Source organism: Metabacillus kandeliae (genome assembly GCF_021166585.1).
Lineage (GTDB): Bacteria > Bacillota > Bacilli > Bacillales > Bacillaceae > Metabacillus_B > Metabacillus_B kandeliae.
Map to the genome: position 1 here is coordinate 107,747 of NZ_JAJOZE010000008.1, position 12,985 is coordinate 120,731.

The following is a 12,985-nucleotide window of genomic DNA, read 5'->3' on the forward strand; positions in this document are numbered from 1 at the left end:
GAACTCGACAAGATGCAGAGAGGATGATTTATTTCAGCCTGTAAACCTTCAGATGCATAAAAAAACCTGCTTTCGCAGGCTTCAGTCTCTGCTATCCTTGTGATCCAATCCACTCTGCCACACTCTCCCATAATTCTTTCATCTCTTCCCTAGCCCTTTCATCCGCCAAGTTTTCCTGATGAAAGCTGATCACCGTTTTTCCGTTTTCTTTAGGCAGGATGCGAAATTGTACAGTAGAGGCTTTTTCCCAACCGTCTTTTTTCCATGTCAGGCGAAGCTGCTCCTGCATTTTCACTACCCGTATTTCACCTGAACCTGTTTCAGCTGAATATCCTTCCCCCTGCTGCAGCCTCAGCTCCTCATGATTGCCAAGCCACAGACTTAGGCATTCCTTTGAAGTGACGAGACCCCAAGCTTCTTGCTGGGAAATAGGAAAGGTTCTTCTGACACCGATTTGAAAACCCGCAGTCTTTGTTTTGCCTGTTATGTTTTGCGTGTCCATACCATCCCTCCTTTTTCTATTAGATTACGGGATGATTTAAGAAATTCCTTTCTGTTTTTAAACCATTCTACTGCTTTCGCTTCTGTATCCAGCACCCATTTCGCCTTGCCTTCTATATAGGCATCCATATTATCAGGAAACTGGGCAGCAAGCTTTTCCTTCAGTGCGCCATATTGCTCCATTGCATCTGGATGAGCTCTTAAATAGTTCCGAAATGCTAAGTGCCGTGTAGCATGGCTGCTTTTCTCTTCAAAGACGTGCACATGACGAGTGCGTTCATCACCGCCTTTTCGAAAGTACCTTCTCCCAGGTATGCCGAATTCGCCCATCGGCTCATAGCCCAGTTTTGCCATTTCACCATTATAGCGGTCTATATTTCTTATATTTTTAGCCTCCAGCATAATGTCGATGACTGGCTTTGCCTTTAACCCTTTCACAGATGTACTGCCAATATGGTGTAAACCTGCGAGTTCTGACCCGAAAATTTTCTTTAATTGATCTGCTTCCTCTTCGTATCTTTGTTTCCAGCTCTCTTCATAGGGAACAACGGTTACTTTTCTCATCACAGCCTCCTCTATTGAATAAAATGATATATTAGATGTAAGCCATACCTTAACTATAAAGGAAAATAAAAAGCATGAACAAACGAATCCATTATGCTGCCGCCATTTTTCTAACCATACTCCTCGGCCTCTCCTCAAGAAAATTCAGTTCTGCGCTTCCAGGCTTTCTGGCTGAAAATGCTGGTGATGTTTTCTGGGCCATGATGGTGTACTTCATCTTCCGGTTTCTGCTGGTGAAAAAGAAAATTTCCTTTTGCCTCTGGGCCAGCCTGCTTTTCAGCTTTGGAATTGAATTCAGCCAGTTATACCAGACGGACTGGGCCAATAATCTCCGCAGCACAGTGATTGGCGGCCTTGTATTTGGAAGAGGCTTTCTTATAGCAGACCTCTTTCGCTATACAGCCGGCATTGTGATGGCTGGGTTAATTGACCGCTACATGCTCCTTAAAGAATAGGAAAAGGCAGGAAAACCTATCGTTTTCCTGCCTTGTTGTTTTACTCTTCAACTGCCCAGATAAATTGGTAAGGCCCAAGTGTAACTGGTCCGCTGATTGATTTCTTTTGAATAAGGTCGTATCCTTCTATGCCAAAATCCACCTGTGTTTCATTAACATCAAGGTTTACAGCAAAGTAAACCGGCTTTTCTGATCCGCCGCGTTTGAGCGCGAACACACTTTTTCCAAGCTGCAAAACCTCTTGTTCCCCATAAGGCGAAAAGGCAGGCTGGGTTTGGCGCAGAGCGATCATTTCTTTTAGAGATCCAAAAATGTTCTTCCGCCTGCTGTTTTCCTCAAGCTCTTCTGTGATGAGTGAATAGGCCAGTTTTTCGCGGTTGATTCGGCGGTTGATGCCTGTTTCCGCCAGTCCCTCCAGGTCGTTTTTCGATCCGAGCAGGGAATGATAATAAATGGCCGGTACACCGACAACAGATAACAGAATACTGTGGGCAGCTAGTGTTTTTTGAATCTGAAGCTCTAGAGAGACATCTTCTTCTTTGTTCACCAACGCCTCTGAATAGTTAATGTTCAGCTCGTAAACCGTCTTTGATCCATCAGGATTGGCTTTGTAGGAGACTCGGCCGCCATTGCTTTCTGTTTTCTCTACTAAAAGCTGCCTTTCTTCTTCCGTCAGGATGCCTTCTGTCGGCCTCATGCCGATGCCGTCATGGCTTGCCAGAAAGTTAAAGAAGGTAGCATTTTCAGAGATTTTCTGAATGCCTGAAGCCCATTGGGACAGCTTACTTCCGTCGTGCTTTGATAACGCGTAAAGAACTAGCGGCGGCAGTGAGAATTGGTATACCATATTGGCTTCATCTGTGCCGCTTCCCAAATAGCTGATGTTCTCTTTATGCGGGACATTCGTTTCGGTAATAAGCTGGGCGTTCGGCCTAAAATAGTCCAGCATACTTCTCCATAGCTTGATAATCTCATGGGTTCGCGGCAAATGGATGCAGCTTGTTCCGGACTCTTTCCAAAGAAAGCCGATGGCATCAAGCCTGATGCTCGTTCCGCCTTTATGCGCGTAGGTTAAAAGGATATCGGTCAGCTCAATCAGCACAGGCCAGTGCTTCACATTTACATCCACCTGGTCTTCACTGAAGGTTGTCCAGGCTGTTTTCTTTCCGTTTTTCCCTTCATATTCATGAAAAAGAAGAGATGTCCTTGGTCTGACCACCTGGGAATCATCAAAATCGTTCTCTTTTGGAATAAAAAAGTTCTGGTACTCTCCTTCATCGTTTAAGTATTGCTGAAACCAGCTGCTGGACTTTGATATGTGATTCGCGACAAAGTCAAACATCAGTCTGTAATCCTTGGAAAAGGCTTCGATTTCCTGCCAGCCGCCAAGCGCCGGGTCTATTTGCCTGTAATCTGTTACCGAAAAACCGTCATCTGAGGTGTATGGAAACATAGGAAGCAGATGAACATCAGTAATGGCGCCTCCTGCCTGCTCTTTTAAAAAGCGGTGAAGAACGGAAAGCGCTGGCTTTCCATCCTCATAAATGCTGTCACCGTATGCAATCAAGTACGTGTTCTTTTCTGTAATCCGATTCGCAGGACGCCAGTCTTTCTCCGCCCATTTGTCCACAAGGGCTTCAAAAGCCTGATGGCAATCTTCCTCATAGTCTTCACCGTAGATAACCTGCAATTTTCCTTTGAGATCCTGAAGGAGCTTTTCTTTTGTCATAGAATGTCATCCCCCTTCTTCATGCTGATTTTGATTGTTTTATATCCTCTTGAAGTAACAGCTGTCCTGCCGGATATTTCTCCGCCCTCTTTTTCATACAAATTGGCTTCTTTGAAAGAAAGATTTCGGTCAGAGGAAATGACAGTTTCCGCTTCCTCTTCAGAAGGATTGCAAACCCTTAGGATAAGTCCATCCTGCTCCCAGGCAAGCTTGCACATGCTGAAATAAACTCCATCATCTATGCTGAACAAAGAATAGACTTGAGGTGCTTCCTTTACTGGATAAGGAATTTCAAACCTGTCCAACCTTTCCTCAAAAGTATTGAGAGACTGCAGCTGATAAGCTGTTTGATGGTTTTGAAAGCTTTCGGAAAAAGCAAAAATGGCATCTTCCAATTGCTCTGTCTGCTTTAGCTGAACAGCATATTCGAACACCATCTTCTGCTTCATTTGGGCATCCGGTGTTTCAACTATTTTATTGTTAATCCCTGATGCGCGCCCAGGCCTCCAGGCAAGATTATCTTTCCCGAGCAAGCCCACACTTCTAAAAAGAGTCAGCGCCAGCTCTTTTGTTTCAGTCAGCACTTCGTATTCTTTCATTCCTTTGCACGAAACGGCAAAAACGTTTTGCCCTTCTTTTAAAGCTGCAGCTGTTTCCAGCGGATAAATCGGAACTGGTGCTTCTGCATAGCCTTCTTCGCGCCAATTTTCCATCCTTGGGTTTTCAGAAGACCTTTCAAGCAGTGTAAAGCCCTGATCTGCATAGGATTTGCTGAGATCCTTCATAGGCGCCTTTAGCAGCACCCTTGTCCGCTGATCCTCCAAAGTATTCTCAATCTCATGCTTTACCCGCAAAAAGTCTTCGCCCTGGTGCAATTCAAACACAGTCACAATCTTCATGCTTCCGGTTGCCTGTTTCTTCTTTCTCTCATCAAGGTTTGCCGGGAGAGCTCTTTCATGCTCTACAGCAAGCTCCTGAACAAACTTGCCCGGTTTTGCATAAAGAAGCTTCGCATTTGAAAGATACATCGGCTGATCGCCTTCAAGCGGGGAGTAATCATAGGAATCCCCGTCATCTGCCGTATTTTCAAAAGAGATGAGCTGTTCTGCCGTTTGCTTTGTCAGCTTGTTGAAGAGTGTGACATTTCCATTTTCAAAGCACAGCTTCAGTGCACTGTTTTCTATGCAGCTGAGAGAGCTTGTCTCTTGTCTATCTTCAGACTCCCCATCCTTTTCTGAAACAATAAATGTCTGATAGCCCATTGATGGAAGAGAGCCCGCTTGAAGCGAAACAGTTGAACGATAGTAGCCTTCAAGCTCGATCTCCTTGTCGCCATCTGCTGTAACAACGACCTGCTTGCCGCCGCTGATGTATTCCTGCTCAAGAATTTCAAAGGCCGTTTCTGATTCGCCTGCTTTAGTGATTGTAAACGCCGGTTTTTTAGTAAACAGGACAGCCTGTCCCATTTGCTCCTTCTGCTTAGGCAGCAGATTGAAAAGAACGAAAATGTTCTTTTCCCCTAGCTTGCTGCTGACCGCATGGGTGATTTGCTTTTTAATGAGGTTAGCCTGCCCGTCCGCAAGCCTGATGACTTTGTGCAGCCTGCTGATAATATCGCTGTTCGTCTGATCAGAGTTGCAGCCCCCGATGCTGTCATGAGCATGCACATCAAACAGCTGCTTCCACATATGATCAAGCCATGATTGCGGGTAATTCAGGCCAAGGCTGTATCCGATGGCTGCCAGCGGCTCCAATATATGAAGTATTTTAGACTCTGCCTCGTTATTCAAATATTTGATGTCATACCGCTGAGACCGGATGGTATTGTGAATCCTGGATTTTTGCGGCGCCAGCAGCTCTCCTTCAAGAACTGCAGGAAACTCCTCTTTCCAGGCTTCCTCCATGTATGTCTCATAATCTGACAAAATATATTCATGGTCTGCATCCATCTCATTTAATGCTTTAATGGTTTCTGGAAAATGGCTTCTCGCCAGAACCTGATCGCCGCCTGCCGGCAAAAGCAAGTGCCCTGTGCTTTTATTGAGCTTCCCAAGCTTTTCAAGCATAGGCTTCAGTCTTTCCGTGACATATTCGTCATCTGAAGACAGAAACTTTCCGGGGCCGTAGCCGAGATAGATATAGTTGGATTTGATCCTTGTGCCATCAGGTGATTGCCATTGAAAATTGAGGTCATCCCCAAGTTCATCCTGATAAATGCCGCGCTGCAAAATGCTGTATTCTATACCGAAATCTTTAAAAATGGATGGCAGATAGGCATTTTGCCCAAAAATATCAGGCAGATAGCCGATGCTCATGCTGTGCCCGAAGCTGCTGGCCATTCTTGTTCCGTATAATAGGTTTCGAATGAGGGACTCCTTGTTGACGAGCAAGGAGTCTGCCTGCGTGTACCAGGGGCCAACAAATAGCTTTTTGGCCTGGATGAGCTTTTTCAGACGTTCCCTATTTTCAGGGCGGATTTTCAAATAATCATCGACAATGGACATTTGCCCATCAAACATATAAGCATGAAAGCTTTCATCAATTTCTAAAAGCTGGATCAGGTAGTCCATGTTTTCGGTTAATAAAAGGTTTGAATCTTCAATGGTAAAGTACCATTCCCGGTCCCAGTGAGAATGCGGGACGACGTATACTTTTTTTCTTTCACTCATCATGCTTTCCTCCCCAGGCTGTTAATTGGCTGTTTGTTTTTCTTTTCTGCGGATCAAGGCATATCTGATCAAGATGTTGGCGAAGGCGATGAATAAGACGCCGACCGCCAGGCCAATCAGGTAAGACCAGAAGTTCTCAACGAGCGGCCAGCCCCATACTGCCGGGAGGGGATACCATTGAACAGCTCCAAGAAGAACAGCTGTAACGCCGCCTAAAATCGCTCCGATAATATTGATTGGAATGGTCAGGAGCGGATTGCGCAGCATAAATGGAATAGCACCTTCGCTGATGGCAATGAAACCAAGCAATAGTGACGTATTGCCGACAACTCTTAAATCAGGATCAAAAACTCTTCTTCCCACCACAAAGCGGTCAATTACAGTCGCAAGGCCAAGTCCGATTGGCGGAATGACAATTGCAAGCACCCTTGCTGTCAGCGGGAAAATGTGGTCAGCTGAAAGGCCAATCGCAATCGCACCCGCTGCTTTATTGACAGGACCACCAAGGTCAAATGCTGTTGCTGCTGCGATAATCGTTGAAAGAACAACATTTCCTGAGCCGGAAGCTCCTTTGATGACTTCGGTCAGCCACTGGTTCAGGGCGCCGAATACCGGATCAACAAAGTAAAAATTCAGGAAGAAAACAGTAAGCACGCTTATGGCAGGAATGATCAGCATCGGCTTCATTGCCTGCAGATTTTTATGAAGCTTGATTTTGTCATTGGCTAATTTTGATACATATCCAGCTGCAAGCCCTAAGAATAAAGCACCTAAAAAGCCTGATGGAATGCCGTTTTCAACACCCCAGAACGTATAGTGAAGCCCTGCTGCGAACGCTCCTCCGATAAAGCCTGAGACAAGTCCCGGCCTGTTGGCGATCGCATAGGCCGTAAAGGCAGCAAAGATCGGATACATAAATTTAAAAATCATGGTTCCAAACGCGTCTAAATAATGGAGGATGACAAAAAGCTGGTTTGGATTTGCCGCATATTTCGGGTCCGAAATTTCGTTCACAAGACCAAACGGCATGGAACCGAGCTTCGCAATTCCGATCATAAGTCCTGCAGATACGATAACAGGGATCATATAAGAGATTCCTGTTAAGATCGCCTGAGACATTTCGCTGAAAAAGCCTTTCTTTTCACCGTTTTCCGTTGCGCTGCTTTCTCCAGACCCTTCCTGAACAGTTCCGTCAGGGTTATTTAAAGCTCTATCGATCATTTCCTCAGCATGTCTCAAAGGCTCTGCTACTTTTGTTTTGACAAAAGGCAGCCCATTAAAGCGTTCCATTCCTTTAGGGGAAATATCTGTTGCAAAAATAACGGCATCTGCTTCTTTGATCAGCTTTCTTGTATGCTCATCCTCGAGGCCGTTCGCCCCCTGTTTTTCCACAATGACTTCAATGCCGAGCTTTCGGCCAGCTTTTTCCAGAGCTTCTGCTGCCATATACGTATGAGCAATTCCTGCCGCACACGCTGTAATGGCAAGGACCTTTTTACTGCCAGCAAAGCTTTCCTGCGGTTCCTTCTTCTCTGTTTTGTCTAACGCTTTCAAAAATTCTTCTGAGTTCCGTGCTCCGAATAGGCTTTTTCTGTATTCGTCATCCATGAGTCTCATGCTGAGCTCAGACAGAAGGGCAAGATGGGTCGATCCCGCTTCTCCTTCAGGTATAGCCAGCAAAAAGACAAGCTCTACTTCGTTTGAAGGATCGATGCTTTCCCAAGTGTTTAAAGGCTTTTTCAGTCTTGCTGCAGCAAATGCCGCGCGTTTAACAGCTTTTGACTTTCCGTGGGGGATAGCAAGGCCTGCTTCAAGCCCAGTCGGAGATATATTTTCGCGGTCCAGCACTGCTTGATAGTACTCATCCTTTGATTGAAGGACATCGTTTTCATCCAGTGCCTGCACCAGTTTTTCGATTACTTCCTCCTTTGATGCAGCTTCTACATCAAAAAGGAGCAGATGCTGATTGGTCATCGCTTTTAATTCCATAACACCACTCCGTTCATTTTGCTTAGTCTTGTGAAGCGCTTACACCTTATTTTTACCATAGTTCTTTAGGTAATGGCTGTACGCTTCATGTACAAATGTACACCAGGACATCAGCAGGCAAGTGTTATTGTACCCAAATTGATTTATACTAAAGAGAGCTGGAAATCGAAATGGGGAACCTGGATGGGAAAAGTAATTGATAAGTTTGCTCAGGCAATTTCAGGCCTGAGTCACTCCGAAAAACATGTTCTTTACTATATTGAACGGGAATTGGAGAAGTCGAAAAACCTGTCGCTGACGGAAATGGCGAAGGAAAACAGCGTCAGTACAACCACGATCGTCAGAATGTGCCATAAGCTCGGACTCGACGGATTTTCAGAGCTGCGCTACATATTAAAAACAATAGAAGAAGATGATCTTCCAAAGAGCGAGAATATTATTTCAAGGCACCAAGCTGACCTGCAGGAATCCCTTTCGCAAATCTCCTTATCTGATGTGCAGAAAATCTGCCAGATGATGGTGAAAGCAGAAAAGGTCATTATCGTTGCAGTCGGGCTGTCTAAAATGATGGGCGAATATTTCAGCAAGCTGCTCATGCAGGTGAACAAACCCACTCTTTATGCCTATGAATCTCATATAATTGACCTTCTTTCCAACATCTCCGGAAAAAATGATTTGGTGATTTTCATCTCATCAAGCGGAGAAACAAAAACCATTGTGAATGTGGCGGAGAAGCTTCTTTATCAGAATAGAAATATTGCGGCGATTACCAATTCGGTAGGCAGCACGCTGACTGGGCTTGTACCATCTTCTCTGGCCACAAATGTCCAGAGGGTCACCTATAAAGGCTATGATTTAACGTCAAGATCCTCTTTGGTCGCGATTATTGATATTCTTTTTGAAGCCTATCTGGTAGAAACCATTAACAATGAAGAAGGTAATGATAATGTGCTTTAAGTACTAAAAGATGTTTGAACCCCCTTTTATATAGGCTATGTAGAAGGTATTGACGCCTAAATTCAAAGGAGAGTTACGATGACAGAACAAAGACAGCTAGCAATGATTACAGGCGCCTCCTCAGGACTGGGCCTGGAGCTTGCCAAGCAATTTGCCCAAAACGGGTACGACATCGCCTTATCAGGATCAAGCGAAAGGGTTTTTGAAGCAGCCGAAACCATACGGGGACTTGGAGCGGAAGCCTATCCTCACCAAGCTGATGCCGCTGAATATAAAGGTGTAGAGAGCTTTTGGAACTTTGTAAAAGAACTGGACCGTCCGCTGGAGGCAGCAGTCCTCAACGTTGGTATCGGGCTTGGCGGGCCTTTTGCCGAAACAAAGCTTGAAGATGAGCTCCGGCTGATATCCATCAATATCTCTGGCACTGTTCACATGGCGAAGCGGGTTGTGCAGCATATGCTGCCGAACGGCAGAGGAAAAATCATGGTTGTTTCATCCATTGCCGCCACACTCCCGACACCATATGAGACGGTATATGGCCCGTCAAAAGCCTTTGGATTTTCATTTGCTGAAGCACTTCGCGAGGAACTCCGGGGAACTGGTGTGAATGTGACAGCATTTCTGCCGGGACCGACTGATACAAACTTCCATGACAATGCCGGAATGGGTTCCAGCGAAATTGGCTCTTCAGAGAAAAATGATAAAGAACTCGTCGCAAGACAGGGCTTTGAAGCACTAATGAACAATGTGGACCAAGTAGTCGGCGGCGATGAGAAAACAAAGCAGGAGGCAGAAGAAAATAGAAGAACGCCTGAGCCTGAAAAAGCAGCACGTCATGCTGAACGCGCGCGTCCACGGGATTAAGTTTTCGTTAATATCAAACGTACAAATAGACTAGCGTCCTAAGAGGCGCTAGTCTATTTTAATCTGTATATATCATGAAAAGCTGCCTGCCGGCTTAATGAACCTTTGTGATTTTAGCCTCCGATAACCTTAAGTATTCATGTCGCCAAAATTGGAAGCATAAGAACCGTCCCTCCGCTTTCCTCCCTTTTAAGGAATAAATCATCTTTACATTTTCCAGATACATGGGATAAGGTGATACTAGATTTGTATAAAAGAGAAGAGGAGAGTCAGACTTGAACCGCTTTCTATGGACATCATATGGTATGTATTTTTTAGGCGGCGTAAACAGCGTTTTTTTCGGCGCCATCCTTTCTGAGCTTCTGGCTCATTACAATGTGAGCTACACAGCTGGAGGAACTCTCATTTTGCTTCAGTCGATCGGCTTTATTGTCGGCGTGCCGCTGACAGCAGCTTTTATGAGGAAGCACCATTACCGCTTTATTTTAAGCGGATCCGCTTTACTCGTGGCTATAGCCCAGTTCGGCGTCCTTGGACTGCCGCATTTTTACGTATTGGCCTTTTTGGTCATTTTAAATGGAATCGGTACCTCATCGCTGGAAACAGCAGTGGCTTCCTATGTGATGGAGCTGTTTGAGGGCAGAAGAGCGATTTCGATGAGCCGGCTCGAGGTGGCCTTCGGTGCTGGTGCACTGTGTATGCCGATTATTGCGAGTGTGCTGATTGCTGCTCATATGTGGAGATTTTCGGCCTTGCTTGTTGGTATCTTTGCCCTTGTTCTGGCCATTATCTGGCAGACAATATCCGTATCCCTTCAAGCTTCGCCAAGTGAAGAAGGGCACATGGATGCCAGGACGGCTGAAGCACCAGTCTTTAAAGGTGCTGCTTCCAAATATGGCATTCTCATGCTGTTTCTTCTCATCATTTTCGTTTACGTGGGAATGGAAGGCAGCCTGAACAGCTTTCTCCCGAGTATTTTCACAACAGGTCTTGGCACAAGCCCATATTTTGCTTCACTCAGCACATCTGTCTTTTGGGTGGCAATGCTCCTCGGGCGCCTTTGCATTGGCTGGATTATCCGGCATGTGAGCTATGAACGCTATTTGTTCGCAAGTATGCTGCTGGGAATGGCACTTGTGCTTTTTCTTACGCAAAGCGGTACAGTCTGGCTTTCTTTTCTCATTATTTTCGGACTGGGGTTAGGTCTCTCAGGGATTTACTCGATTACAATGGTGTATGCAAACCATACATTTCCCGGCATGGAAAGGACAGTAACCAGTGCTGTGACCGCTTTTGCAGGTATTGGCGGTGCTGTTTTTCCGTTTATTATCGGATTTGGGATCGATCACTTTTCAACGCAGCAGGTGCTGTGGATGCTGTTTGGATTTTCATTGCTTTTGTTCCTTGCCTTCCTGGTCATAACATTCAGCCTGAACACGATTAGAAAGCAATCTCTTTCTCGAAAAGCAGGGTAAAAAAAACTGCAGACCTATTGTCTGCAGCTTTTTCCCTTATGCCAGTGCGAGAGCAGGCTCTTGCAGCTGTGCTGATTGCAGAGAATAGGCAATCACTTTTTTCTTGTATTGCTTTACAACATCCACCCGGTCTTTGTATCTGTATATAAAAAGCTTTGCTTCGCTCTTGCCGAACTTTGTATTCACAATAAGTGCTGTTCCGCCGTTTTCCGGATGAAGGAAAGCTTCCTCGTCTCCAGGATAAATATAATATTTTTCAATATAAATAGCTTCATTAAAGCCGCGGATAAAAGAAGCTTTTTCTTCTCCCGCTGCTGTATGGCCGCCGATAGATACGTCAGTATCCTGCTCTGAAAGCTTTTGATGCACAGCTGTCTTTCCCATGAGCCAATCAATCGTGAAGGAAGGCATGCTGGTGACGAGTATTTTAACCAGACTTGCTAAAATGACTGTAACAATCACCCATGTCATTTTTACATTTCCCCTTTTGCTCTGATAAATAAGTACACTCTTATTTTATCACTTTGAGGGGAGTTAGGTTTTGACGATTGTGTGAAACCGGCTTGCCTAACATTTGGCTCTGTTAAATACGGCTGTTGATTTCCGTTCCAGGCGTCCGCTTTCCGCGGGGCGGGCGGTGAGCCTCCTTCGGCGCCTTAGCGCCTGTGGGGTCTCACCTGTCCCGCTGCTCCCGCAGGAGTCTCCCGCCTGCCACTCCAATCAACAGGTGCTCAATAATCAACATTCTCCTTTAACATAGTCTAACATTTAGATCTTAAAAAAAACTGAGAGCCAGCACTCTCAGCCTTATTTCTTCCCTTTTTTCTTTTTAGCTTCTTCCACAGCCGATTTGCCTTTGGGTGCGCTTTCAAATTTTACGAACACTTGAAAGTTCTTTTCATCAACCGGGGTTACCTCCAAAACCTTTCCTTTTCGCCCCTTTACCTTCACGTCATCTCCAGCAGCCGGAATCGATTTCAGCAGCTGTGTCAGCAGCGTGTTTCTTTCCTCAAAAAAATGAACAGCAAACATGCAGGCACCACCTATCCCTCGTCTCTGTGTTCCTATAAAATATGAAGGTAAGGAAAAAATTAGAACTAGGCCTCAGCCAAAGGAGGAGTACAGTGAAGGTTCATCGTATGGAAGCATTCAGTGATGGGATACTGGCTATTATTATTACGATTATGGTGCTTGAATTAAAAGTGCCTGAAGGCCATGACTGGAAGGCACTGGCGGAGCTTGCTCCGAAATTTTTCAGCTATGCGGTCAGTTTTGTTTACATCGGTATTTATTGGAACAATCATCATCATCTTCTTCATACGGTTCACAAGTTAAATGGGAAAATTATGTGGCTGAATGCCCTGCTGATGTTCAGTCTGTCACTGATCCCATTTTCGACTGCATGGATGGGAGAAACGAGCTTTTCTCCAACACCTACTGCCTTATATGGCGTTACATTGCTGTTTGCCGCCATCGCTTACTCACTGCTGCAAAAGGCAATATTGAATCAGCATGCCCCTGATTCTGCTGTTGTCAAAGCGATGGGCAAGGATCTGAAAGGAACTCTCAGCATATTATTTTATTTAATTCCGATTGGAACAGCTTATTTCAGCACATTGGTTTCCTGTTTCTTCTTTGTGCTGGTCGCGATTATTTGGTTTGTGCCGGATAGGCGAATTGAGCGGGCGTTAAAAAACGAAAGTGAGATTTCTTTAGCTAAAGATTAAGGCACCTTTTCTGTTTTTTAAAATACAAAAAGGATGTGCAAAAGCTGAGCTTCTG

General features: G+C 45.2%; 12 protein-coding genes. 5 read left to right on the top strand and 7 right to left on the bottom strand.

Features of this window, described 5'->3' with window-relative positions:
- Nucleotides 1-91: 91 nt before the first annotated feature.
- Both LRR81_RS15675 and LRR81_RS15680 read right to left on the bottom strand, forming a co-directional pair.
- Nucleotides 92-502: an SRPBCC domain-containing protein gene (locus LRR81_RS15675; RefSeq protein ID WP_231790330.1), complete on the bottom strand. Its 411-nt coding sequence runs from the start codon at nucleotides 500-502 to the stop codon at nucleotides 92-94.
- Entirely contained in the window at nucleotides 484-1,065 is a 582-nt protein-coding gene (locus LRR81_RS15680; protein ID WP_231790331.1) for a GrpB family protein, read from the bottom strand. The genes LRR81_RS15675 and LRR81_RS15680 overlap by 19 nt, the downstream gene beginning before the upstream one ends.
- Before the next feature lie 74 nt (nucleotides 1,066-1,139).
- Between LRR81_RS15680 and LRR81_RS15685 the strand changes: the two genes are divergently transcribed.
- Complete coding sequence (locus LRR81_RS15685) at nucleotides 1,140-1,520, top strand: ribosomal maturation YjgA family protein (protein WP_231790332.1); 381 nt, start codon at nucleotides 1,140-1,142, stop codon at nucleotides 1,518-1,520.
- A 40-nt stretch (nucleotides 1,521-1,560) separates the two neighbouring features.
- On the opposite strand, the gene LRR81_RS15690 is transcribed toward LRR81_RS15685, so the two are convergent.
- Genes LRR81_RS15690 through LRR81_RS15700 form a run of 3 tightly spaced genes read right to left on the bottom strand, consistent with a single transcriptional unit; the run spans nucleotide 1,561 to nucleotide 7,907 of the window.
- A complete protein-coding gene (locus LRR81_RS15690) occupies nucleotides 1,561-3,249 on the bottom strand; it encodes a sugar phosphorylase (RefSeq protein WP_231790333.1) in 1,689 nt (562 codons plus the stop codon).
- Nucleotides 3,246-5,918: a glycoside hydrolase family 38 N-terminal domain-containing protein gene (locus tag LRR81_RS15695; RefSeq protein WP_231790334.1), complete on the bottom strand. Its 2,673-nt coding sequence runs from the start codon at nucleotides 5,916-5,918 to the stop codon at nucleotides 3,246-3,248. Before LRR81_RS15695 ends, LRR81_RS15690 begins: the two co-directional genes overlap by 4 nt.
- A gap of 21 nt (nucleotides 5,919-5,939) precedes the next feature.
- Complete coding sequence (locus LRR81_RS15700; protein ID WP_231790335.1) at nucleotides 5,940-7,907, bottom strand: fructose-specific PTS transporter subunit EIIC; 1,968 nt, start codon at nucleotides 7,905-7,907, stop codon at nucleotides 5,940-5,942.
- A 183-nt stretch (nucleotides 7,908-8,090) separates the two neighbouring features.
- On the opposite strand from LRR81_RS15700, the gene LRR81_RS15705 reads away from it, so the two are divergent.
- From LRR81_RS15705 to LRR81_RS15715, 3 genes are all read left to right on the top strand, one after another.
- Nucleotides 8,091-8,864: a MurR/RpiR family transcriptional regulator gene (locus LRR81_RS15705; RefSeq protein ID WP_231790336.1), complete on the top strand. Its 774-nt coding sequence runs from the start codon at nucleotides 8,091-8,093 to the stop codon at nucleotides 8,862-8,864.
- 78 nt (nucleotides 8,865-8,942) lie between these two features.
- A complete protein-coding gene (locus LRR81_RS15710) occupies nucleotides 8,943-9,728 on the top strand; it encodes an SDR family NAD(P)-dependent oxidoreductase (protein ID WP_231790337.1) in 786 nt (261 codons plus the stop codon).
- A gap of 275 nt (nucleotides 9,729-10,003) precedes the next feature.
- A complete protein-coding gene (locus tag LRR81_RS15715; RefSeq protein WP_231790338.1) occupies nucleotides 10,004-11,203 on the top strand; it encodes an MFS transporter in 1,200 nt (399 codons plus the stop codon).
- A gap of 36 nt (nucleotides 11,204-11,239) precedes the next feature.
- On the opposite strand, the gene LRR81_RS15720 is transcribed toward LRR81_RS15715, so the two are convergent.
- Both LRR81_RS15720 and LRR81_RS15725 read right to left on the bottom strand, forming a co-directional pair.
- Nucleotides 11,240-11,674, bottom strand: coding sequence for a YfmQ family protein (locus tag LRR81_RS15720; protein ID WP_231790339.1), 435 nt, complete (start codon nucleotides 11,672-11,674; stop codon nucleotides 11,240-11,242).
- Between the two features lie 336 nt (nucleotides 11,675-12,010).
- A complete protein-coding gene (locus LRR81_RS15725) occupies nucleotides 12,011-12,235 on the bottom strand; it encodes a hypothetical protein (RefSeq protein WP_231790340.1) in 225 nt (74 codons plus the stop codon).
- Between the two features lie 92 nt (nucleotides 12,236-12,327).
- Here LRR81_RS15725 and LRR81_RS15730 point away from each other — a divergent pair, with 92 nt between their 5' ends.
- Nucleotides 12,328-12,930: a TMEM175 family protein gene (locus LRR81_RS15730; protein ID WP_231790341.1), complete on the top strand. Its 603-nt coding sequence runs from the start codon at nucleotides 12,328-12,330 to the stop codon at nucleotides 12,928-12,930.
- Nucleotides 12,931-12,985: the final 55 nt, after the last annotated feature.